This is a genomic window from Flavobacterium chuncheonense (assembly GCF_042686145.1).
Lineage (GTDB): Bacteria > Bacteroidota > Bacteroidia > Flavobacteriales > Flavobacteriaceae > Flavobacterium > Flavobacterium chuncheonense.
Map to the genome: position 1 here is coordinate 280,282 of NZ_JBHUPC010000012.1, position 24,468 is coordinate 304,749.

18 protein-coding genes are annotated in these 24,468 nt (G+C 33.2%); 10 read left to right on the forward strand and 8 right to left on the reverse strand.

What is annotated here, in order from left to right:
- Window positions 1-38: 38 nt before the first annotated feature.
- Together smpB and ACFS5J_RS05250 are read left to right on the forward strand one after the other, a co-directional pair.
- Window positions 39-491 (forward strand): SsrA-binding protein SmpB, encoded by a 453-nt coding sequence (gene smpB / locus ACFS5J_RS05245; protein ID WP_379811005.1) that lies wholly within the window; start codon window positions 39-41, stop codon window positions 489-491.
- An 18-nt stretch (window positions 492-509) separates the two neighbouring features.
- Window positions 510-875: a helix-turn-helix domain-containing protein gene (locus ACFS5J_RS05250; RefSeq protein ID WP_379811006.1), complete on the forward strand. Its 366-nt coding sequence runs from the start codon at window positions 510-512 to the stop codon at window positions 873-875.
- Here the strand turns inward: ACFS5J_RS05250 and ACFS5J_RS05255 are convergent, their stop codons facing one another.
- Entirely contained in the window at window positions 876-1,517 is a 642-nt protein-coding gene (locus ACFS5J_RS05255; protein WP_379811007.1) for a protein-L-isoaspartate(D-aspartate) O-methyltransferase, read from the reverse strand.
- Window positions 1,518-1,616: 99 nt separating this feature from the next.
- Here ACFS5J_RS05255 and ACFS5J_RS05260 point away from each other — a divergent pair, with 99 nt between their 5' ends.
- From ACFS5J_RS05260 to ACFS5J_RS05295, 8 genes are all read left to right on the forward strand, one after another.
- The gene (locus tag ACFS5J_RS05260) at window positions 1,617-2,582 is read left to right on the forward strand and encodes a Gfo/Idh/MocA family protein (RefSeq protein ID WP_379811008.1); all 966 of its coding nucleotides are present in this window, start codon (window positions 1,617-1,619) and stop codon (window positions 2,580-2,582) included.
- 19 nt (window positions 2,583-2,601) lie between these two features.
- Window positions 2,602-3,492, forward strand: a complete 891-nt coding sequence (locus ACFS5J_RS05265) for a 3-hydroxyacyl-CoA dehydrogenase family protein (RefSeq protein WP_379811009.1) — start codon at window positions 2,602-2,604, stop codon at window positions 3,490-3,492.
- A gap of 64 nt (window positions 3,493-3,556) precedes the next feature.
- Complete coding sequence (locus ACFS5J_RS05270) at window positions 3,557-4,774, forward strand: DUF1015 domain-containing protein (protein WP_379811010.1); 1,218 nt, start codon at window positions 3,557-3,559, stop codon at window positions 4,772-4,774.
- A 50-nt stretch (window positions 4,775-4,824) separates the two neighbouring features.
- Window positions 4,825-5,487: a YggS family pyridoxal phosphate-dependent enzyme gene (locus tag ACFS5J_RS05275; RefSeq protein ID WP_379811012.1), complete on the forward strand. Its 663-nt coding sequence runs from the start codon at window positions 4,825-4,827 to the stop codon at window positions 5,485-5,487.
- Window positions 5,488-5,541: 54 nt separating this feature from the next.
- Window positions 5,542-6,903, forward strand: coding sequence for an exonuclease domain-containing protein (locus ACFS5J_RS05280; protein WP_379811013.1), 1,362 nt, complete (start codon window positions 5,542-5,544; stop codon window positions 6,901-6,903).
- Window positions 6,904-6,921: 18 nt separating this feature from the next.
- Window positions 6,922-7,758 (forward strand): ion transporter, encoded by an 837-nt coding sequence (locus ACFS5J_RS05285; protein WP_379811014.1) that lies wholly within the window; start codon window positions 6,922-6,924, stop codon window positions 7,756-7,758.
- Window positions 7,751-8,677 (forward strand): tRNA (adenosine(37)-N6)-dimethylallyltransferase MiaA, encoded by a 927-nt coding sequence (gene miaA, locus ACFS5J_RS05290; protein WP_379811015.1) that lies wholly within the window; start codon window positions 7,751-7,753, stop codon window positions 8,675-8,677. Before ACFS5J_RS05285 ends, miaA begins: the two co-directional genes overlap by 8 nt.
- Window position 8,678: 1 nt before the next feature.
- Window positions 8,679-9,422, forward strand: a complete 744-nt coding sequence (locus tag ACFS5J_RS05295) for an acyl-[acyl-carrier-protein] thioesterase (RefSeq protein WP_379811016.1) — start codon at window positions 8,679-8,681, stop codon at window positions 9,420-9,422.
- 29 nt (window positions 9,423-9,451) lie between these two features.
- On the opposite strand, the gene ACFS5J_RS05300 is transcribed toward ACFS5J_RS05295, so the two are convergent.
- The 7 genes from ACFS5J_RS05300 to ACFS5J_RS05330 form a co-directional block, all read right to left on the reverse strand.
- Entirely contained in the window at window positions 9,452-10,150 is a 699-nt protein-coding gene (locus tag ACFS5J_RS05300) for a response regulator transcription factor (RefSeq protein WP_379811017.1), read from the reverse strand.
- Between the two features lie 19 nt (window positions 10,151-10,169).
- Entirely contained in the window at window positions 10,170-11,753 is a 1,584-nt protein-coding gene (locus ACFS5J_RS05305; protein ID WP_379811018.1) for a sensor histidine kinase, read from the reverse strand.
- A gap of 71 nt (window positions 11,754-11,824) precedes the next feature.
- A complete protein-coding gene (coaE, locus tag ACFS5J_RS05310; protein ID WP_379811019.1) occupies window positions 11,825-12,412 on the reverse strand; it encodes a dephospho-CoA kinase in 588 nt (195 codons plus the stop codon).
- A gap of 3 nt (window positions 12,413-12,415) precedes the next feature.
- On the reverse strand, window positions 12,416-13,417 hold the full coding sequence (locus ACFS5J_RS05315) for a glycosyltransferase (RefSeq protein ID WP_379811020.1): 1,002 nt from the start codon (window positions 13,415-13,417) through the stop codon (window positions 12,416-12,418).
- A gap of 116 nt (window positions 13,418-13,533) precedes the next feature.
- Entirely contained in the window at window positions 13,534-15,981 is a 2,448-nt protein-coding gene (locus tag ACFS5J_RS05320; RefSeq protein WP_379811021.1) for a T9SS type A sorting domain-containing protein, read from the reverse strand.
- Window positions 15,982-16,145: 164 nt separating this feature from the next.
- A complete protein-coding gene (locus ACFS5J_RS05325) occupies window positions 16,146-19,928 on the reverse strand; it encodes a GEVED domain-containing protein (RefSeq protein ID WP_379811022.1) in 3,783 nt (1,260 codons plus the stop codon).
- 299 nt (window positions 19,929-20,227) lie between these two features.
- Entirely contained in the window at window positions 20,228-24,046 is a 3,819-nt protein-coding gene (locus tag ACFS5J_RS05330) for a GEVED domain-containing protein (protein ID WP_379811023.1), read from the reverse strand.
- Between the last annotated feature and the right edge of the window lie 422 nt (window positions 24,047-24,468).

Below are 24,468 nucleotides of genomic sequence, written 5' to 3' on the forward strand. Positions count from 1 at the left end.
TTTTATCGTTGCGCATTTTATTCTAAATTTGCCTTCCTATGCAAAAAACAGTTAATATATTAAACAAAAGGGCTAAGTTCGATTACGAAATAATCGATAGATATTCTGCAGGAATTGTTCTAACGGGGACTGAAATAAAATCCATCCGTTTAGGAAAGGCATCCATTGCTGAAAGCTTCTGTGAATTTCATAATAATGAACTTTTTGTAATTAACGCTACTATAGAAGAGTATCTATACGGAACACATTATAACCATCGTGCAAAAAGCGAGCGCAAACTACTTTTAAATAAAAAGGAACTTCGCAAACTTGAAAAAGATAGTCAGAACAAAGGATTAACAATTATTCCTTTGCGTTTGTTTACCAATGAAAAAGGTCTAGCCAAACTAGACATTGCATTATGCCGTGGTAAGAAAAACTACGACAAAAGAGAATCTTTAAAAGAGCAAGACACCAAAAGAGACATAGACCGTTTAAAAAAACGTTTCTAATATTTCAATTCTATTAGTATGATGAAAGATTTACTTAAAAAAGGAAGGTTGGACCAAGGGCTTTCAACACGCAAGCTTGCGGAAATGGCCGACATTGACCAAGCCTTGATAAGTAAATTTGAAAATGGATATCGTATACCCACGAAAAAGCAAATTCAAACCCTTGCGACTCTTCTTAAAATTGATTTACGCTCACTTTTAGTCGCCTGGTACAAAGTAAAACTCGACCATGTGTTTGATTTTAATACATTTGCTATACAAGCCATTACCGAAATTCTACAAGAAAAAGGTGTAGATGTAAGTAATAGTAAAAAAGAAAATCAAATTGCAGAAATCTTAGACGAGATTGAACTCTTAAAACAAAAATTAACTAACTTGAGATAGTTAATTTTTGTCTTCTAAAAGCGGCACAAAACGAAACTCACCAAATTCATGTTTTTCAAATTGGGTTTCGTTTTTACGAATTAACAAAGTCATTATTTGAACATTTTCCCCAACAGGGATAACCAACCTTCCTCCTATTTTCAGCTGGGCTAATAATGGTTGTGGAATAAATGGTGCACCAGCAGTAACTATAATACTATCAAAAGGAGCATAATTAGGTAATCCTTTATATCCATCCCCAAAAGAAAGATGCTTCGGTCGAATCCCTAATTTTGGCAACAATAATGAAGTGGTTTTAAAAAGCTCATTTTGTCTTTCTACAGAAAACACCTTGGCCCCCATAGTACACAAAACAGCTGTTTGGTAACCACTACCTGTTCCAATCTCTAAAACTTTATCATCTTTCTTCACCTCAAGCAATTGCGTTTGAAAAGCTACTGTATAAGGTTGAGAAATGGTTTGTCCAGCACCTATTGGAAAAGGTTTGTCTTGATAAGCAAAATTTTCAAAACTGGAATTTAAAAATAGATGTCGTGGGATTTTTTTAATAGCATCTAAAACATTTTTATCCTTAATTCCTTTTTCTTCGAGCTGCTTAGCCAACTGATTTCTAAGTCCTTGGTGCTTTGATGTATCTTTCAATTTTGGATTGTTTTGTTTTGCGTAAAAATAGAAAACAAAATGGCAATTATCAATCAAATTTTATCAATTAATTGCTATTTTTGTTGAAAATACTCAATTATGTTAAAAGTTGGCGTTCTAGGTGCTGGACATTTAGGAAAAATACATCTTCGTTTATTAAATCAATCTGAAAAATATCAATTAGTAGGCTTTTACGACCCTTTTGAAGAAAATGCAAATAAAGTAGCTGCAGAATTTGGTTACACAAAATTTGATTCCATTTCTGAGTTAATCGCTGCTGTAGATGTTGTCGACATTGTAACACCTACTTTATCACACCACGATTGTGCTGTTGAAGCCATCAAAGCTGGAAAACATATTTTCTTAGAAAAGCCTATTTCAAATACTGTTGCTGAAGCTGAAGAAATCATTGCTTTAGCAAAAGAATATAATATTAAAGGACAAGTAGGACATGTAGAACGATTTAATCCTGCTTTTACTGCAGTGAAAAATCAAATTCAAAATCCTATGTTTATTGAAACGCATCGTTTGGCAGAGTTTAATCCTCGTGGTACAGATGTTCCAGTAGTATTGGATTTAATGATACATGATATTGATGCCATTCTAAGTGTGGTACAATCAAAAGTGAAATCTGTAAATGCTAGTGGTGTAGCTGTAATTTCAGATTCTCCAGATATTGCCAATGCCCGTATTGAGTTTGAAAACGGTTGTGTTGCCAATGTAACCTCTAGTCGTATCTCTATGAAGAATATGCGTAAATCGCGCTTCTTCCAAAAAGACGCCTACATTTCTGTTGACTACTTAGACAAAGTATGTGAAGTAGTAAAAATGAAAGATGCTCCAGAAGTTCCGGGTGATTTTGATATGATTCTTCAAAATGCTGAAGGGGTAAAAAAACAAATTTACTTTGAAAACCCTGATGTACATGCAAACAATGCCATTTTAGATGAGTTGAATGCTTTTGCAGATGCTATCAACAATAACACAACTCCAATAGTAACTTTGGAAGACGGTACTGAAGCATTACGTGTTGCTTACCAAATAATTGACTGTTTTAAGAAATAATAAATACAAAAAATACATAATGAAACAAATAGCTGTAATTGGAGCAGGAACGATGGGTAACGGAATTGCTCATACATTTGCTCAATCTGGATTCACTGTAAAATTAATCGATATCTCTGAAAAATCTTTAGAAAAAGGTATGGCTACTATAGCAGCTAACCTTGATCGTATGGTTACAAAAGGAACTATTTCTGAAGAAGACAAACATAAAACAATTAGTAACATCATTACTTACACAGATATTAAAGATGGTGTTGTAGGGTGTGATTTAGTTGTAGAAGCTGCTACTGAAAATGTGCAATTAAAATTCAACATCTTCAAACAATTGAGTGAAGTATGTGCACACAATGTTATTTTAGCCACTAATACTTCATCTATTTCTATTACACAAATTGCTGCGAATGTGGTACATCCTGAGCGTGTAATTGGAATGCACTTTATGAATCCAGTGCCAATTATGAAGTTAGTTGAAATCATTCGTGGTTATAACACTTCAGATGAAGTGACACAAATCATCATGGATTTATCAGTTAAACTTGGTAAAACTCCAACAGAAGTAAACGATTATCCTGGTTTCGTTGCCAACCGTATTTTAATGCCGATGATTAACGAAGCTATCGAAACTCTTTACAACGGTGTAGGTGGTGTATATGAAATTGACACGGTTATGAAATTAGGTATGGCACACCCAATGGGACCATTACAATTAGCAGATTTCATCGGATTAGACGTTTGTTTATCAATCTTAAACGTAATGTACGATGGTTTCAAAAACCCTAAATATGCCCCTTGTCCTTTATTAGTAAATATGGTAATGGCTGGAAAATTAGGCGTTAAATCTGGAGAAGGTTTCTACGATTATTCTGAAAGCAAAAAAGCAGAAAAAGTTTCAAAACAATTTAGTAAATAGTAGAGTGTAATTGGTAATTGGCAAACAAATTTGTTTGCCAATTACTTTCTCTTATCATTCGAAAATGGCAAAAATAATTCCATTTAAAGCGGTTCGTCCCACGCAGGATAAGGTTGGCCTTGTCACTTGTAGAAACTATGAAGATTATAGTGCAGCAGAACTTGCCGCTTGGTTAAATTTTAACCCCTACTCTTTTCTACACATTATCAACCCAGCATACGCTAATGTTCAAAGTATCAGTTGGGACAAACGTTTCAAAGGTGTTGCCTTAAAATACAAAGATTTTAAAAACGAAAATATTTTTATTCAGGAAGAGGAAGCCGTTTTCTACTTGTATGAAATTCAAACCAAAACACAAAGCTTTACAGGAATCATTGCAGGAACATCTGTAGAAGATTACCAAGCAAATCGCATAAAAAAACACGAAGACACTTTACAATATCGTGTTGAAATGTTTAAAGATTATTTACATCAAACTCGTTTTAATACAGAGCCTGTTTTGATTACTTATCCAGACAGTAACGAACTGAACACTTGGATTCAAATTAAAAAGAAAAACCGCCCTTTAAATCAATTTTCAACAACCAATAAAGAAAAACATACGCTTTGGAGAATTGATACTCAAAATGATATTGATTGGCTAGAAGATCATTTTGAAACCATTCCAAATTTATATATCGCCGATGGCCATCATCGTTCGGCTTCTGCAGAGTTATTATTCGAACAAGACAAAGATTTAAACAATCCCAACTTAAATTATTTCATGAGCTTTTTGATTCCAGAAAGCAATGTAAAAATTTATGAATTCAACCGAATCATCCGTGATTTAAATGGTTTTTCAAAAGAAGATTTTCTAGAAAAAATTGCTGAAAATTTTGAAATTATTTCCAAAGAACAAGAACTATGGAAACCACAAAATAAAGGGGAATTTGGAATGTATTTAGATGGTATATTTTATACTTTAAAGTATAAAAAAGAAATTGATAACACTTCAATCAAACAGCAATTAGACGCGCAAATACTTTATGATACGGTACTTCAACCTATATTAGAAATTGGCGATTTACGAAATGACGAAAGAATTGCGTATATTTCTGGTAAACAATCTATTATTTCAATCAAAGAAAAAGTTGATGAAGGAGAATTTGCTGTTGGTTTTATGCTTTTCCCTTCTAATATCGAGGAAATCAAAGCCTTTGCAGACAACGATTTAATCATGCCTCCAAAAAGCACTTATATTGAACCAAAGTTTAGAAGTGGCTTAGTCGTATACGAATTATAAAAGGTTTACCATATTTTAGTTAAACATTTAAAATAAAGACACTTAAACGCATGCCAATAGCTAAAAATCTTACCGAAATAAAGAAAACGCTTCCTCCACAAGTTACTCTAGTAGCAGTTTCCAAAACCAAGCCTGTTCATGATTTGATGGAAGCTTATGAAGCAGGTCAACGCATTTTTGGAGAAAACAAAATCCAAGAAATGACCGACAAATGGGAACAAATGCCAAAAGATATTCAATGGCACATGATTGGTCATGTACAAACCAATAAGGTAAAATACATGGCACCCTATGTAAGTTTAATACATGGTGTAGATAGCTTTAAACTGCTAAAAGAAATCAACAAACAGGCCGCTAAAAACAATCGCGTTATTGACTGTTTACTACAAATTTACATTGCTGAAGAAGAAAGTAAATTTGGTCTTGATGAAAAAGAATTAAACGACATTTTAGGTTCTGATGAATTCAAGGAACTGAAGAATATCAAAATTGTCGGTTTGATGGGAATGGCTACTTTCACGGAAAGCGAAGCGCAAATCAACAAGGAGTTTTCAAACCTGAAAAAAATATTCGATAATACAAAACAACATACCGCTGAAAATTGTCAAATATCCATATTATCAATGGGAATGTCGGGAGATTATCAAATTGCAATTGAAAATGGAAGTACTATGGTTCGAATAGGAAGTAGTATCTTTGGCTCAAGAAAATAATAACAGTACGTTCAAATTCTTTTTGAACACTATTTAAACAAGGTATTTCAAAAATTGTACGCAATACTCGACATAGAAACTACAGGGGGGCAATACAACGAAGAAGGTATTACAGAAATTGCCATTTATAAATTTGATGGTCATGAAGTTGTTGACCAATTTATCAGTCTGGTAAATCCAGAAAAACCTATACAGCCCTTTGTTGTTAATCTAACTGGGATAAATAATGCCATGTTACGCTCTGCCCCAAAGTTTTATGAGGTTGCAAAACGCATCGTAGAAATTACCGATGGTTGTATTTTGGTTGCTCACAATGCTTCTTTTGATTATCGAATTCTGCGTATGGAATTCAGACGATTGGGCTTTGATTACAAAAAATCTACACTTTGTACCGTTGAACTTTCTAAAAAACTTATACCAGAACAACCATCTTATAGTTTAGGTAAACTAGTGCGTTCATTAGGAATACCCATTGCAGACAGACACCGTGCTAGTGGGGATGCTATGGCTACTGTTAAACTTTTTAAATTGTTACTTGCAAAAGACGTTGAAAAGGAAATTGTAAAAAGTTTCGTCAAAACTGAAGTAAAGTCGGGCTTATTACCAAAATTATTGGACATTGTGGAGTCATTGCCTTCAAAAACAGGTATTTACTACATTCACAATGAAAAAGGAGATATTATTTACATAGGTAAGAGTAAAAATATCAAAAAAAGAGTCAACCAACATTTTACCGGCACGTCACGTAAAAGCAAAAAAATACAAAACGAGGTCTACACTGTTACTTTTGAAGAAACCGGTAGCGAACTCATTGCTCTTTTAAAAGAAAGTGAAGAAATTAAAATTAACAAACCCATTTACAACAGAGCACAACGTAAAACTCTTTTTGGATGGGCTTTGTACACTCAAAAAACACCTAATGGCTATATCAGTTTAAAAATAGAGAAAGCCGATGGTAGAAAAAAAGAAATCACTTCGTTCACTTCGCTTGAAGAAGGGAAAAAAATCCTTTTCAAAATGACGGAGCAATATCATTTATGTCAAAAAATAAACGGTCTATACAACACTAAAAAAAGTTGTTTTCAGTATGACACAAAACAATGTTATGGTGCTTGTATTGAAAAAGAATCGCCAGAAGATTATAACAAAAGGGTTGATAACTTTATCACCGAAAACAGTTTTGCTAACAATAATATGGTAATTATTGATAAAGGGCGTTCACATGACGAAAGAAGTGCAACACTAATTGAAAATGGTATTTACAAAGGCTATTGCTTTTATTCTTTAAACTTTCAAGTTAATAACATTGACATCTTAAGGAACATTATTATTCCGATGCAAAGTAATCGAGATACTAAAAATATAATTCAACGTTACCTACGAAAACACAAAGTCCAAAAAGTATTGAAGTTTTAATAATTGTATATTTGTGTAATGGGAATTAACAAATCAACATTTGAGAAATTAAGACAACAAACATTTGTCATCATTTACGGCACTAATACTGCTGCTGGCAGACTTTTCGATTTGTTCCTTTTGGGTATTATCCTATTGAGTGTTGTATTAGTCATGCTTGAAACCGTACAAGGTTTTGATACGAAATACCACACTCAAGTCGTTTTCTTAGAATGGCTAATTACCATTTTCTTCACTATAGAATATATACTTCGGATTATAAGTATCAAAAAGCCATTGCAATACATCTTTAGTTTCTACGGTATTATCGACTTAATTGCGGTTTTACCCATGTACTTATCTCTTTTTATAACCGGAACAAGTGTATTGACAATTGTAAGAGCATTTCGATTAATCCGCCTTTTTAAAATACTAAACCATCCACAATTTACAGGACAATCCTTACACTTAAAAGACGCCTTACTGGCCAGCCGAAGTAAAATTGTTGTTTTTATATATTTTGTGCTCATCAGTACCGTTTTTATAGGTTCCATAATGTATGTAATTGAAGGCCCTGAAAATGGCTTTACAAGTATCCCTACCAGTATCTATTGGACTATTGTTACGTTAACAACTGTTGGTTACGGTGATATTTCCCCATCGACACCTTTAGGACAGTTTGTAGCTTCCTTTGTCATGGTATTGGGTTACGGAATAATTGCAGTTCCTACCGGAATTGTTACGGCAGAACTTGCTAAAAGCGATAGTTCAAAGAAAAAAAGCACCAAGAATCCATGTTCGCATTGTGGAACAGAAGATCATACTGCAAAAGCTATATTCTGTTACAATTGCGGAAACAATTTATCCAATGAATAATTATTTAATTACCATAATTGGCCCTACTGCTATTGGTAAAACTGCATTAAGCATTCAACTTGCACAACATTTTAACTGCGATATCATTTCCTGTGATAGTCGTCAATTTTTTAAAGAAATGACCATTGGTACAGCGGTTCCAAACCAAGAGGAGTTAGCTGCGGCAAAGCATCATTTTATCCAAAACAAATCCATTTTTGAAAACTATAGTGTTGGAGATTTTGAAACAGAGGCTTTATCGAAATTAAATGAATTATTCCAGCAGCACAATGTCCAAATCATGGTTGGTGGTTCTGGTCTCTACGTTGATGCTGTTTTAAAAGGTTTTGACGAGTTTCCGGATATAGATCCATCAATAAGAGAAACCATTAATACCGAATACAATCAAAAAGGTATTAATTTCTTACAAGAACAATTGGAACTTTTAGATAATGAATATTATCAAAAACTTGAAACCGAAAACCCACAAACTTTAGTCAACCCACAACGCATGAAACGCTTTGTAGAAGTTTGTTTGGGTACTGGAAAACCCTATTCAAGCTTTCTTGGAAAACGTCAAAACAAACGTAATTTCATTCCAATAGTTATTGGTTTGGAAGCCGATCGTGAAATTATGTATGACAGAATTAACCAACGTGTTGACATAATGATGGACCAAGGTTTGTTAAATGAAGCGGAGAAATTGTATCCACACAAAAACCTCAACGCTTTACAAACGGTTGGTTACCGAGAACTTTTTGATTATTTTGACAACAAAATAACGCTTGATTTTGCCATTGAAGAAATTAAGAAAAATACAAGAAGGTTTGCAAAACGCCAACTTACTTGGTTCAAAAGAAACGATAATGCGCATTGGTTTGATTACAAGACTAATATAAAAACAATAATTGATTCCTTAGAATCACAAATTCAGAGATAAAATGCCAATTGCAAAAGATTTTACTTCAATTTTAGAAGAAAAATATACCCTTAACTTTTTACATTGTTATCCAAACGGATATTTGAAATACACGGAATTATGTAATCTTCTACAAATAACAGCGGGAAACCATGCCGATTTAGGAGGAATTAGTTTTTCTGATATGCAAGCACACCATCAAGCATGGGTAATGAGTAGAATGCGACTAGAAATATCGAGATTACCCAAATGGCGTGATACTGTTACGGTAAAAACTTGGATTAAGAGTTTGGAAAATTCTCGTTCTGTACGTTGCATGGAAATGTACCTCAATGAAGAAAAAATAGTAGGCTGTGAAAGCTATTGGGCTGTCATCAATACCATTAGCAGACGACCTGAAAACTTAGCCTTACCGCATGAACATTTTGAGAAATTTCAAATAGATGCTACAAACCAACCCACTATCAAAATAGAAATTGACGAAAATGTCATTTTATTAGCTAACCAAAAAGTAGTTTTATCAGATCTTGATATTGTGAATCATGTTAACAATGTAAAATACATGGAGTGGTGTTTTGATTTGGATAATCCAAAGCATTTGATAAACCAAGAAATTAAAAGCCTAGATATCAATTTTATGCGAGAATTAAATTTAGGTGATGAAGCCAAAATTTATAAAAAAGAGAATAATCAGTATTCAAACTACAGCATAACAAAAGATAATAAAAACGTCTATGCTTTACAGATTGAGTGGAAGAAAGAATAAATAAAAAAGCGCTATTTCTAGCGCTTTTTTTATTTTTTAACTACCAATCTAAATCCTTCTCCATGAATGTTCAAAATTTCAACATTCTCATCTTTTTTTAGATATTTCCTCAATTTCGCAATATAAACATCCATACTACGAGATGTAAAATAATTATCATCTCTCCATATTTTTGTCAATGCCAATTCACGTGGCATTAAATCGTTTTCATGAAGAGCAAGCATTTTTAAAAGCTCACACTCTTTTGGCGATAATTTTACTGGTTCTTCACCTGCATAAGACAAGAAACGCAACTTTGAATTCAAATGGAATTTTCCAATAATAAACTCGAATTTTGTATTATCCGGCTTAACTTCAGAAGCTTTTCTTTGAATAATTGCTTTTATTTTCATCAACAATACTTCTGAATCAAAAGGTTTATTCAAATAATCATCAGCACCCACTTTATAGCCTTTTAAAACGTCTTCTTTTAACGTCTTAGCTGTTAAAAAGATAATAGGAATTTCTTGATTTTTTTCACGGATTTCTCTAGCCAATGTATAACCATCCTTATAAGGCATCATTACATCTAGTATACACAAATCATAAGTATCCTTCTTAAATTTCTCAAAGCCTTCCATTCCATTTTTAGCCAATGTCACCTCAAAATCATTTATCACTAAATAATCTTTCAATATTGCTCCAAAATTTGGATCATCTTCAACCAATAAAATTTTTCTAGCCTCCATATTCTTAATTTGTATCTTTTTAATTTATTAATGGCATTTTGAGTATAAATGTACTTCCCTTTCCTTTTTCACTTTCTACAAAAATCTCACCGTTGTGATCGTCTACAATTTGTTTTACATAAGCTAGTCCTAAACCATGCCCTTTAACATTATGTAAATCACCGGTGTGCTCTCTGTAAAATTTTTCAAAAACTCTCTTTTGGGCAACTTTACTCATCCCTGCTCCTTGGTCTTTAATTTTAATAACAATAAAATCTTTTATGTTCTCTGTATAAACATCAATAATCGGTTTTTCAAGAGAATATTTAATAGCATTGTCCAAAATGTTTACTAAAACATTCGTAAAATGCACTTCATTCAATAAAATAGTTGTTCGCTCTGCATTGAAATGTGTGTTCACTTCTCCATTTCTATCTTCTACAATCAAACTCACGTGCTCAATAGCATCTTCCAAAACAACACTTACATCAGCTGGTTCTTTCGATATATCCAATTCATTTCGTTCTAACTTTGAAATACGCAATACATTTTCTACCTGTGCGTGCATCCGTTTGTTTTCATCTTTAATCATTTGAAGATAACGCTGAACTTTATCCTTATCTTCAATAACTTTTGGGTTTTTAATTGCATCCAAAGCTAAATTAATTGTAGCAATAGGTGTTTTAAACTCATGCGTCATGTTGTTTATAAAATCGGTTTTAATCTCCGAAATCTGCTTTTGCTTTATCAACTGATTCAATGCATTGGAATACGTTAATACAATAACAAGTGTAAATAGTAATGATAATGTTGTAATTCCTAATAAAGAAGAGAAAAGAAACTGTCTTTTTTGAGGGAACGAAACCAACAATTGGTATTGCGAACCTCCTTCGTTATCTTGAAAAATAGGAATACCATAGGTCAACTTTTTATCATAACGAAATTTATCCGAACGAATTTTTGTTGCCAATCCATTACTATAAATTCCAAACTCAAAAGGTGTTTTAACACCGTACTTATCCAGTTCTACATGAAGCATATCGTTTAGTTCCTCATTAGAAATTCTCTCCTGAATACTTCTTTGCGAAACAACATCCTTGTATAACACTTCAAAATTAGCTTTATCATAAGCCGACAAACTTCCTGATTTTTGAACTGTTACATCAGGCTTTTTGTTCATTTGAACACTAGGGTTGTCTATTAATGAACCATTATAAACCTCTGTTTTCCTATTGGAAACAATATTACCAACACTTATTGTATCAGCGTTTTTATCAAAGAACGAACCATTAATACCGTAATTTTCTGCAATTATGGTATTTGTATAGATAATTGTTTCATTTGTTTTAATATCTTTTTCTACAAATAAAATTTCTTTCAGAACGTTTGTTGCTGGTTCTTTACCTATACTATCTTTAATTTTATTATATTCTTTGATGAATGTTTTTAACTCCTTACTGTTAATTTTATCAGCCACATTACCAATAACTTGCTGTACATGGTACTTAAACTGCTCCTCATTATTTTGCAACGAAGTGTTAATCCAATACACTTGTACTACTATAATTCCTATTAATGATAAACTCATTAAAAAAACTAATAGTCGGAATCTTGTCTTATTCATCACTACAAATTTAACTTTTTAACATTTCTTGTTAAAATACATTAACCAAAGATTAACATTCAAGCCTATTTTTAAGAATTATTTAAATTTTTCAGAATACTATCAACGGATAAATAAGTTTCTTCTAAACTCAAATTATGCACAACAAAATCGCTTTTTAAAATTTTATCTTCTTCAGACATTTGATTATTCATCCTTGCCAACACTAGTTCTTCTGAGATATTATCACGTTCCATCGTCCTTTTTAGACGCACTTGCAAAGGAGCAGTTACCAAAATAACTTTGTCGCATTCTTTGTCTCCTCCAGATTCAAATAAGATTGCTACTTCTTTTACAACAAATGGAAATTCTTTATGTTTTTGTAGCCATTTTGTAAAATGTTGCTTTACTTTCGGATGAATTACACCATTTAACTGGTCAAGTTTGTACTTATTGTTAAAAACAATTTCACCTATCTTTCCTCTATCCAGTTTTCCATTTTCTAAAATTACATTTTCGTCAAATAATTGCTGTACTTCTTCAATTACCAAAGGATCTTCCATTAACATTTTTGCCTCATAATCGGCTATATAAACAGGAATCCCTTTGCTAGCGATATATTTTGCAACTGTGGATTTACCACTACCAATACCTCCGGTAAGTCCAATTATTTTTGACATGTTTTATTTTTTAAAAAATAATTCTGGGTGTGCTTCTTCTGGTAATTTCTTCAATAGAAAAATATTGACAAATGCTTTAAAAAAACCACTACCATAACCATAAAACTGAATCATTACCGCAATTAAAGAGTATAACGCAATTTTAATATTTCTATTTTGAAACCATGACACAAAAAATAGCGTAAGAAAATAAATACCATAAACAGAAAGTAAAAACATGTTTTTGGTTAGTGCTGCAAATAATAGTGACACAATTAACCCAAAACAAAAAAGTGTAGGAAACCAAAATGTTAGTTTTGAATATTCTGGATACCAATAATTTAAAATTGGGCGGGCTTTCCCGAATTTATTTACTTGTATTTGAAATTTATTCCAATCAATTCTTCTTTTATGGTATACAAAAGCATTTTTTATCAACCTTGTTTTAAAACCTAATTTCCACAAACGAATAGACAAATCGGGATCTTCTCCGGGATGGATATTCCCAAATCCATTTGATGCTTCAAATGCTTTTTTGGAAAGTCCCATATTAAAACTTCTTGGTTGGAATTTGTCCAATTTCTCACTTCCGCCTCTTACCCCACCTGTTGTCAAAAAAGAGGTCATACTAAAATTAATAGCCTTTTGAATATCGGAAAATGAATCTAAGGCAGCATCTGGCCCACCATAACAATCAACAAAATCTTCTTGAAGTGCTTTTTCAGCTTCACTCAAATAACTAGGAGGTATGATACAATCGGAATCTAAAATAATGAAGTAATTCCCTTTTGCGTTACGCATACCAAAGTTTCTAGAATCCCCTGGTCCTGAATTTTTTTTGTAAAAATAACTGATATCCAACTGCTCTTGGTATTTCTCAATTATAGCTTTGCAATCAATTATAGAACCGTCTTCAACTACCACTACTTCAAATGGATGCACATAGTTTTGCTTAGTTAAACTTAACAACAATTCATCAATTTCATCAGGCCTATTATAAACAGGAATAATAAAGGAAAAATGCATCTCAAATATTTTTTAACAAAGATAATCGTTATAAAAATAAAAGTCCTGCTTTTGCAGGACTTTTAATAATTGCAAATGAATTTTATTTTTAAAGTTTAAACTAGTTTCCTTTCAACTTATTGTTTTACAATTTTCACCATATTATCAACGCCCTCTATAGTTACAATCACAACATATGTACCACTATTCAATTTCGCCATATCAATTTGAGTTGACGAAGTATTAACAATCTGATTAATTACTACTTGACCTAACACATTAACAACTTTCACAGTTGATATTTCTGCATTATAAACTAAGTTTAAGATATCTTTAACGGGATTAGGGTAATATAAAAAGTCTACTGTATTAAAGCCTTTTGTGTCTAAATTTGAATTCACTTCAACCGTAATATCGTCAATATAAATACCATTATAAGCTCCGCTTAAACCGTGCTTAAAAACCAAAAACTCATCAATTCCTGAAGGAATATTTACAGTGTATTCTGCATTTGTAGCAGTCAAAGTTATAGAACTAATTAATGTAAATGAGTTAAAATTGGTTGGATCTGACAATGTTCCTACATCTAGTACATATCCATTATCCTCTCCTCTCGCAAAAAATTTGACACTATTTAAACCATTAGTTAAATTAGTTGTTTCTGGAGAAACAAGCATATAATTTCCATTTAAATCTGATCCATTAATTAAATAATAATTTCTAGGAGAAGAATTTGGTGTCGTACTTGCAATATATCCATACCCTGGACCATTAACCGTTTCTAAATAAGTCCAACAATCTGGCACATTATTATTTAAAAATGTCCCTTGAGTATAAGCATCAAAATTTTCAGTGTAAGGCACAGTAAAATAATCACATAGCGTATTGAATACATAAGGACCTACCCATACACTATAGGATGTATCACAATAAGCTCTTAAATAAAGTTCATAAGCCGTACTAGAATTTAAAGTATCCTCCAATAAACTTGTTTGACTATCAAGAAATATTCCAGGAGTGGTAGGCAATCCTGAATTTTGAGGCTGTATAACATATTCAAAATCATACTGACCCATACTTGTCATATCATCCCAACTTGCCGATACACCATTTGTTGTAATATTACTTAATACGATATTTGTAGGAGGCAAACAAGAAGGCATTTCCACAAAACCAATACTATCAATGGCCATATCACTCGTTGAACCAGAGCCTCTAATTCCTCTAAATCGTACTTGAACCACTCCTGTATAAGAAGCTAAAGAAACTAACTTCAAGTTCCATGGAGAATTTTTAGTCGAATGTTGTTGCCCTGTAATTACTTCAACATCATTTACCCAGGCAGTTCCATCATAAACATCGACGTGTAAACTCCCCATATTACCTCCATACATATGGTAATAAAATTGCAATGAAGGCGCTACCATTGTAGATAAATCAATTAAAGGAGTGTATAATTCTGCAACGGCACCTAATGAGCCATTAGATGCTTCCGTATAAAAATAATTATCACCACTATAAGCTCCATAAGGTCCAGTATTCGAACTTGTTGTAGGTCCTACTCCGTGTACATTCCACCTATAACTATATGTAATCCCAGATGGAGTTGAAGACCAACAATCTTCAATTGTTGAATTAGTTGTAATTGCAGCTGTTTCTACATCATACGTCCAAGGCGCCATATTAGTTTCACAAATTGTTACGAAAGAGACTGGCCCATACCATGCACTGTAACCATTTGTACCACAATTCGTTCTTACAAACACATCATACTCAGTATTTGGTAGAAGTGTTGAATTAGAAACAGAAGTATTTCCAGTTACAACAATTCCTGAACCTGTAGGTGCTCCTAATCCTATTGGTTGAATTGCATATTCAAAATTTTGACTTCCAGAAGATGTCGTCCAACTCAAATCTACTCCATTGGGTGTAATATTTGATACACTTAAACTTTCAGGTTTAGTACACAATGGTGACAAACCATCTAAAATCACATTAGGGATAAACGAACTTGTACCCAAGTATGTCGTTGAAGAAGCTGATGTTGGTGGATTAGCTGGATCTGGATCTAAACCATTTCCATAAAAATATACTGTTCTTGGAGTTGCAACTGGTGAGTTATAAAAATCATCAGAACCAGAATCATGATTTACTGTATTTTCATCTACCGCAATTACCAAATTATCCAAACCATTATACACAAAAGGAGTATCAAAAACTATTGATACCCAACCTGGACCATTCACAGAAATGTTTCCGGAATAAACACTAGTTAATCCTGACAAAGGTTCAAAAGTTGGAAGTGCCGTTTGAAAACTAGTTTGAGTAGTATGACCCAAATAGATTGTTAATGTTTGACTATTTAGCAAAGTAGATCCAGAATTACCACTAAAATACCACTGTAACCCTGTTATAGTTCCTGCAGCATTAATTTCAGAAGCATAATAAATACTCTGAGTGTAAGAATAATCATAGAAAGGTTCTAAAGGACCATGCTGTAATTGATTATCACCATTTCCTACTGGTGCTTGAGCATAACTCAATAATCCTAATAAAAATACAAGTACCGATAATTTTTTTTTCATTATTACAATTTAACAGTTAAATAATCACCAATATACCTATAATTACTATTAAAAAACTAAAAAAAAATCAAAACCATAAAAAACAAACAAAATGTATTAAAAAATTTAAACTATAAAAAAAGCCGCTAATTAGCGGCTTTTTTTTAACAAATTCAAAAACAATATTAGTTCTTAATCACTTTTACTGTTTGCATTACATCATTAATTAAAATATTAACAATATAAGTTCCGCTATTTAAGTGAGTCATATCAATTTTTAAAGTTGTGTTATTTACACTCTGATCTATTACAATTTGGCCAAGCAAATTTACAACTTGAATTGCTTTTATTTCTTCTGAAAACTCTAAGTTTAAAACATCACTAATTGGATTAGGGTAAACTTTTAAACTTGATTGATCAAAAGTAGCTGATGATAAGTTTGGATCTGTTCCAATACAGATATCAAAAGTATTACCATTTGAAGCTGCAGTAGTCCAGTTATATACCCTAACTAAATAAGTATTTCCAATGGTTAAACCTGTTAAATCAAGTGTATTTGGATCACTATCATCAAAGAATGTTAAAGCAGTACATCCGCCTGTTGCATCATAAACTCCCATTCCCATATCTGTACTTGATCCACTCACAGCAACTACATTTGACAAAGCAATTGTATGCGCTTCTGCAGTTGCAACAAAACTAAACCAAACATCATTATTTGGTGTACCCGTTACATCATCAGCTTGTGAAGAAGCCGTAGCACTTAGATTTGTTCCAGTAGTTACAACACCGCAGTTTAAATCTGCATTTACTGTTAAAGCAATAGCATTATCACAATCGTCATTTGAAGGTGGTGGAGGTGGTGTACCAACACAGATATTGAAAGCATTAGCATTTGAAGCTGTACTACTCCAGTTATAAACCCTAACTAAATAAGTATTACCAACTGTTAAACCTGTTAAGGCTAAAGTATTTGGGTCACTGTCATTAAAAAACGTTAAAGCAGAACATCCTCCTGTTGCATCATAAACCCCCATCCCCATATTTGTACTTGAACCACTAACAGCCACAACATTCGAGAGAACAATAGTGTGTGCTGTTTCAACAGCTACAAAACTAAACCAAACGTCATTATTAGGAGTACCTGTTACATCATCCGCTTGTGATGATGCCGTAGCACTTTGATTTGTTCCTGAAGTAACAACACCACAATTTAAATCTGTATTTACTGTTAAAGCAATAGCATTATCACAATCATCATTTACTGGTGGTGCTGGAGGCGTACCAACACAAATATCAAAAGTATTAGCATTTGAAACTATACTACTCCAATTATAAACCCTAACTAAATAAGTATTACCAACTGTTAAACCTGTTAACGCTAAAGTATTTGGATCACTATCCGCAACAAAACTTAAAGCTGAACATCCGGTTATTGCATCATAAACTCCCATTCCCATATCAACACTTGAACCACTTACAGCCACAACATTTGAAATAACAATTGTATGTGCCGCTTCAACAGCCACAAAACTAAACCAAACATCATTATTTGGTGTACCTGTTACATCATCAGCTTGAGAAGATGCCGTAGCATAGAAATTAGTTCCAGCAGTAACAACAGCACAATTTAAATCTGCATTAACTGTTAAAGCAATAGCGTTATTACATTCGTCATTTGAAGGAGGACAACCATAATTGAAACTTCCTAAAACAACATCACATACAGATTCAGAACCATGTAACAAAGTTAAACTCACAGTTGCTCCACTTACAAAAGGACCTACAGTAACTACACCAGTACTTGTCACTGGCCATGTATTCGTTCCATCTGTAATAACAGGAGTACCATCACCCAAAGAAGAAACCGCCACATCAATACTATATTGTGAGTTTACACAGTCTGCAACAATTGTTGTAGATGAAACTCCTGTAGGTACACATGGAGGTGCTACTACATTAATCACAAAATCTATTGTTACACCAAAAGAACCTGAATAACATGGATTTGGTGTAGCTTGTCCACTATCCGCAGAACCAATACGCATTCTATGTTGCCCTAACGACAAAGTAGAAGGCACCACAAAAGAAGCATCTAAATTGCTTGGAGACACATTAGTTGATGTACCAGAATACATTAATTCTGTTGCATCAAACACAAAATCATCATTTAAATCTACCCAAATATGAGTATCATAAGTATAACCTGTCTCATAAGTAATTTGTACATTGTTAGACAAACCTTGATAAACATCAACAGGTGAACTTGTATTATCAGTATATGAAACAGTAGAATTTGGGAAATCCGTTGTCACAATTTGTACATTTGTGACACCATTATTATCTATAGAAGACGGATTTGAAGTACAGTAACAACCATTAGCATTTGTTGTAAATGTAATTTCTGAACAAGCTGTAGCATTACCAAAACTATTATAGGACAAAACAGTCACATAATAAGAAGTGTTTATCAATCCAACATAACTGTAATTTAAAACATCTCCTAAGTCAACATTATTTAGAATATCGTTACCACCTGAAGTTGTACCCATTGTAATTTTATATCCATCTGCTCCAGAAACAGCATCCCAAGAAATTGCACTAGCAAAATTTCCACAAGCAACATCTGGAGTTGCAACTAAATTAGAGACACAAGCCGGAGGAGCCGTAGGCGTTAAGCGAATTTCAAAATCATCAATACTAAAATCAATATCAGCACTTCCATCAACAGAACCTTCTACCCCTCTAAAAGCAAAACGCACATTTTGACCTGCATAAGCCTCCAAATCAACAATAACAACTGAACCCATATTTGAAGGAGTATTTGTATCATTGAACGTATACAAAACTGTCCAATTGGTAAAATCCGTAGAAACCAACACCTCTACAAAATCATCCGCTTCCCAAGCTGTTGTTGGCGCATTAGTAGAAGCATACTGCGTTGCAGCGGCTGCAAATTTTAATTCATATCCCGACGCTGCTATATTGTAAAGCGGTGAAAGAATCCAATCGTTTTTACCCGTTGAGTAAATATTAATCTTAGCCGCTCCAGAATCACCATTATTTGCAAAACCATCAGAAATCCAAGCACTTGAACCAAAATCATCTGGTCCTGCTAATAAATCACCGTTATCAGCTTCTTGCCAACAACCTGGAACATAGGTTGTAAAATCTTCTGTTGTCGGAATTGAATAAACTGAACAAGCAGTAGTAAAATTAACCGGCCCAAACCATTCGCTATAAGCACCTACACCACAATCAGAACGCAACCATACTTCATAAGCAGTGTTTGATAATAAAGGATTTCCACTTAAATCAGTTGTAGCAGTTGCTGTAATGTCATCAGAAACCAAAACACCATTTATTGTTGGCGTCCCTACTCCTTGCAATTGAATTGCATATTCAAAATCAAATTGACTCACACCTGACATATCATCCCAATCCAATTGAACTTGTGTATCTGTAATATTACTAGTCAATAATCCTGTAGGAGTGATGCAAGCTGGAGTTGGATTAATTGTTACAATAATGTTTGACCAATTCGCAGATGAACCTGACCACGATTGATTTAAAACAATATCCAAAGAACCATCTGTAGCCGGATCATAGGGGGCCACAAAATCACCATCAAAAGTCAAAGTTGTCGCTACAGAAGATGAACCACTCCCACTAGTTGGAGGATCAATAGTTACAGTTCCAGCAGCTGTAACTACTTTTAAATCTGCTTCACTTGACCATGAACCACTCACATTTTCCCAATTGGCAGAAATTGTAAATGACGAATACGTAAAAGTTGAAGGTATTGTAACACCCGAAGTATTAGCAATATCGTTAATACTCAAGGTAACGGGAGTACCATTGGCTACCAGTGTCGGTCCCGCAATAGTTGTAAAAGTATGTTGAGCAGTTAAATAACTACTAAACAATAAGCTTAAGAAAAAAGTAAAAAAAAGCGTAATTTTTCTCATTTTAATTAGTTAGTTTGTTAGTAAAATAAGCGCTAAATTAATTTATTTATAACAAAAACATCAATAAACCATTAATTTTAACAAAACTACCTAAATCAAACCAAAACAAGATGTAAGAGTTTAAAATATCAAATTTTAAACATAAAAACTGATTTACACAACAATAATTTAACATTAAAAATTAAATAATTACATTTAGTAGATTCAAAACTTATCTGCTTTTTTTTAAATTATTACAATTTTAACAAAAAAAAAGCCCTACCTAAGTAGGGCTTTAATATTTTAAATTTAACAAACAATTATTGTTTAATCACCTTAATTGATTTAACAGAACCATTAATTTCAATGTTAACTAAATAAGTACCTGCATTCAACTGTGACATATCAATTTGAGCATTTGTTGTATTCAATGATTTATTGATAACAACTTGTCCCAATACATTAACAACTTGAACATTTGAAATATCAGTATTGTATGACAAGTTTAAAACATCCTTTACAGGGTTTGGATACGCTTTGAAACCATCTAATTCAAATGCATTTGCACTTAAAGAAGCATCAAAAGCCGAAACCAAGAAAGAGTCTTCTATATCACCACCATATTCCCAAACTCTTAAATACAATACTTCACCCGGTGTTCTTCCAGTTAAACTTATCATTGAAAAATTACCATTACCGTCATCGTCATCACATTCTACCATAACTAAGCTACCACAACTGCCTGAGTAAACTGCCATTCCCATGTCCGCAATTGTATTATTATTACTATCTGTTTCAAAAGTAATACTACCCGAAGCAGGAACTGTAATTGCATACCACACATCACTTCCTTGATAGAATGCACAACCAGGACCTGCTATAGAAGAATCTGTAGCACCTACTAATGTACCTACAATTGAATTCGTTGCAAAATTAGCACCAACCGTTAAAGCAGTTGCTCCTGAACAATCATCATTAGATGGAGGACATGTAGCATAAGCAAAAGTTCCTAATGGTAGATCACATGCAGTATCTGAACCATGTAATAAAGTTAATGTAACATTCGTTCCGAATGTAAATGGTCCAACTGTTACTACTCCTGTAGCAGATATAGGCCATGATGTAGTACCATCAGAAATGGCAGGAGTACCATTACCTAAAGCCGTTACATCAACTTCAATACTGTAATTATTATTTGTACAATCTGGAACTACCGTTGTAGAAGCTGCTACTGCCGGTGAACATGATGGTACAATTATATTAACTTTTAAATCGATCGTAACACCCCAAGCACCAGAATAACAAGGATTAGGTATAAATTGTCCCGAATCTGCAGAACCTATACGCATTCTATGTTGTCCAACTGTTGCTGTAGCAGGCATTATAAATGATGCATCAAGAGTCGTTGGATTTGCATTTGTAGAAACTCCTGAGTAAACCAATTCAGATGAATCAAAATTATAATCATCATTAAAATCAATCCAAATATGAGTATCATAAGTATACCCTGTAGCAAAACTAATTTGAACAGTATTCGAAATACCTTGATTCATATTAATAGCTGCTGCTGCAGTGTTATCATAATAAGACTGAGGCGGTACTGCTGTATTTGTTGTTCCAACTAAAACATTGGTAATACCATTTCCATCATAACTTGAAGGAACAGATGAACAGTAACATCCATTAGCATTTGTTGTAAAACTTGACTCCGTACAACTTACCGCGTCTCCATTTGCATTATAGGCAACAATAGTATAATAAAACGTTGTATTAAACATACCTGTATATGAATACGTAGCTACATACCCTAAATCAACAGCATCCAAAACATCATTACCTCCTGTAGTTGTACCCATAGTTATTTTATAACCATCAGCACCTGTTGCGTGATCCCAAGTAATTGCAGTTGCATAGTTTCCACATGCAGCATCAGGTGTTGCCACAACATTCGTTACACATGAAGGTGGTGTAGTAGGAATTGGCTCCACAATAATATCATCAATATAAACCGAACGATAAGTACCTCCTAATCCATGTTTAAAAGCAACATGTAAATCTGTACCTGTTGGTATAGAAACTGCATATTGTGCAAATGTTGCTGTTAAATTAATTGTTGTGATTAATGTAAATGTAGTTGGATCTGATGGATTTGTCAAAGTTCCAACTTCTAAAAGATAACCAGCACCTCCTCTTGCGAAAAAACGCGTTCTGTTTAAGCCAGAAGACAAACTTGTTGTTTCAGGAGAAACTAACATATAATTCCCAGCATTATCCGAACTGTTGTACAAATAAAAACTATTTGGCGCTGAATTTGAACTATATTGATATACATAATTATATCCGGCACCAGAATCAATATTAAACCAACAATCAGGAGTATTTGGATTTGTTGTGGAACCACCACTATAAGCATCGAAATTTTCTGTGTAAGGAATTGTAAATGGATTACAAAGTGTTTTAAAACTAATTGGACCAACCCACGAACTGTATTCAGTTCCACAATCTGATCTTACATAGACTTCATAATTTGTATTTGATGTCAAAGTGTTATCCGTTACAGAAAAATCAGAAGCTGCAACACCATTTGTAGTTGGCTCCCCTAATCCTTGTGCTTGAATCACGTATTCAAAGTCATACTGACTCACATTTGACATATCATCCCAATCCAATTGTACACTTTGTGTAGTAATATTACTTACAACAATATTACTAGGAGGTAAACAAGCAGGTGCTTCTTCAATTGAAATATCGTCAAGCGCAATATCTCCATAAAAATCTGAACCTCTAATACCTCTAAAACGAACTTGAATAGTTCCTGTAAAAGCCGCTAAACTAACCACTTTTAAAGCCCATGGGTCTGTTTCTGCTGTTTGTTGTTGTCCAACAATAACATCCACATCATTTACCCATGTCGAACCATTATAAACATCCACATGCAACTCTCCCATCGTAGATCCAAACATGTGGTAATAAAATTGCAATGAAGGTACCGCAAGAGCTGTAATATCAACCATTGGCGAATACAATTCTGCTACCGAACCTTGTGTTCCACTTGATGCTTCAGTATAGAAATATTTTGTACCACTATTTGCTCCAGAAGGACCAGTAGGCGAACTTGGTGTTGAGCCATTATCATCTATATCCCATCTAAAACTACTTGTATTACCAGTTGGATTTGATGTCCAACAATCAAATATACTTGAATTTGTAGTTGCAGCGGCCGTTTCAACATCATAAGACCATGGTGCTGTATATGTAACACAAGGCGTTAAAAATGTAATTGGACCATTCCATGTACTGTATCCATCCGTACCACAATTTGCACGAACATAAGCTTCATAATTGGTATTAGGTTGAACAGTATTATCTGTAACTGTTGTACTTCCTAAAACAGCAGTTCCATTTGCTGTAGGAACACCTGTACCTACTGGTTGAATTACATATTCGTAATCAGTTTGAGAACCTGAAGGATCATTCCATGTTAAAGTAGCTGAATTTGCTAAAACTGGACCAGACACAAAATTATTTGGAGTAACACACGCAGGTGCAATACCATTTAAAATAACATTTGGGATAAAAGAAGCTGTTCCTAAAGTAAATCCAGAAGTAGGCGGAGATGCAGGATCTGGATTGGTACTATCATTATAAAAATAAATAGTACGCGGTGCAGAAACAGCACTATTATAAAAGTCATCAGAAGACGCATCATAATTAACCATATTTTCATCTACAGCTATCAACAGGTTATCTGTACCATTGTATGCAAATGGAGTTGTAAAATTAATTGTTACCCATCCTGGACCATTAACCGTAATTCCTCCAGTGTAAACTGCTGTTAATCCTGATACTGGTTCCCAATCTGATGTACCAGCAAAACTTGTTTTTGTTGTATGACCTACATAAATGGTCAAATCCTGACTGTTAGGTAAAGCACTGGTTCCACTAAAATACCACTGAAGTCCAGTAATACTACCATTAGCATTAATTTCGGATGCTAAATAAATGGTTTGAGAATAAGTGTACCCGTAAAAAGGTTCAAATGGAGCACTTTGGTTTTCATTTGTACCATTACCTATAGGTACTTGAGCAAAACCCAAACTAGCTATAAACATAGCTAGAAGTAAAGTAATTTTTTTCATTAAGTTTATGTTAATTAGTTAATTATCGACGAATTTAATAAAAAAAACTTTTAATTAACAAATATGTATATTTTTTTTATAAATAATACAAAAACCTATAATTAAACCTATCAAAACACAATACACCCTAAAAAATAATCTATTTTTTTGAAAATTGTTAAAAATAAAACATGCAACAAACCTATAAAAACAGTTTTTTTTTAACATTTACATTGCAAAAAAATAACATTTAACACTTTTTCACTTTAGTCACGATATCAATCACTCATTTGTTACTATACTTTCTGTTTTGATAAGATTACATCATTTTCAATCATTAATACAATAATTATTATTAATTCAAAATAATAAATAGCAAATTATAACTTTCATTTATATCCAGAGTACTGCAATATATTTTAATACAGAACTAACACACAATA

Coding starts and splice junctions, on each gene's coding strand:
- smpB (WP_379811005.1), top strand. CDS start 39: ATGCAAAAAACAGTTAATATATTAAACAAAAGGGCTAAGTTCGATTAC.
- ACFS5J_RS05250 (WP_379811006.1), top strand. CDS start 510: ATGATGAAAGATTTACTTAAAAAAGGAAGGTTGGACCAAGGGCTTTCA.
- ACFS5J_RS05260 (WP_379811008.1), top strand. CDS start 1,617: ATGTTAAAAGTTGGCGTTCTAGGTGCTGGACATTTAGGAAAAATACAT.
- ACFS5J_RS05265 (WP_379811009.1), top strand. CDS start 2,602: ATGAAACAAATAGCTGTAATTGGAGCAGGAACGATGGGTAACGGAATT.
- ACFS5J_RS05270 (WP_379811010.1), top strand. CDS start 3,557: ATGGCAAAAATAATTCCATTTAAAGCGGTTCGTCCCACGCAGGATAAG.
- ACFS5J_RS05275 (WP_379811012.1), top strand. CDS start 4,825: ATGCCAATAGCTAAAAATCTTACCGAAATAAAGAAAACGCTTCCTCCA.
- ACFS5J_RS05285 (WP_379811014.1), top strand. CDS start 6,922: ATGGGAATTAACAAATCAACATTTGAGAAATTAAGACAACAAACATTT.
- miaA (WP_379811015.1), top strand. CDS start 7,751: ATGAATAATTATTTAATTACCATAATTGGCCCTACTGCTATTGGTAAA.
- ACFS5J_RS05295 (WP_379811016.1), top strand. CDS start 8,679: ATGCCAATTGCAAAAGATTTTACTTCAATTTTAGAAGAAAAATATACC.
- ACFS5J_RS05300 (WP_379811017.1), bottom strand. CDS start 10,150: ATGGAGGCTAGAAAAATTTTATTGGTTGAAGATGATCCAAATTTTGGA.
- ACFS5J_RS05305 (WP_379811018.1), bottom strand. CDS start 11,753: ATGAATAAGACAAGATTCCGACTATTAGTTTTTTTAATGAGTTTATCA.
- coaE (WP_379811019.1), bottom strand. CDS start 12,412: ATGTCAAAAATAATTGGACTTACCGGAGGTATTGGTAGTGGTAAATCC.
- ACFS5J_RS05315 (WP_379811020.1), bottom strand. CDS start 13,417: ATGCATTTTTCCTTTATTATTCCTGTTTATAATAGGCCTGATGAAATT.
- ACFS5J_RS05320 (WP_379811021.1), bottom strand. CDS start 15,981: ATGAAAAAAAAATTATCGGTACTTGTATTTTTATTAGGATTATTGAGT.
- ACFS5J_RS05325 (WP_379811022.1), bottom strand. CDS start 19,928: ATGAGAAAAATTACGCTTTTTTTTACTTTTTTCTTAAGCTTATTGTTT.
- ACFS5J_RS05330 (WP_379811023.1), bottom strand. CDS start 24,046: ATGAAAAAAATTACTTTACTTCTAGCTATGTTTATAGCTAGTTTGGGT.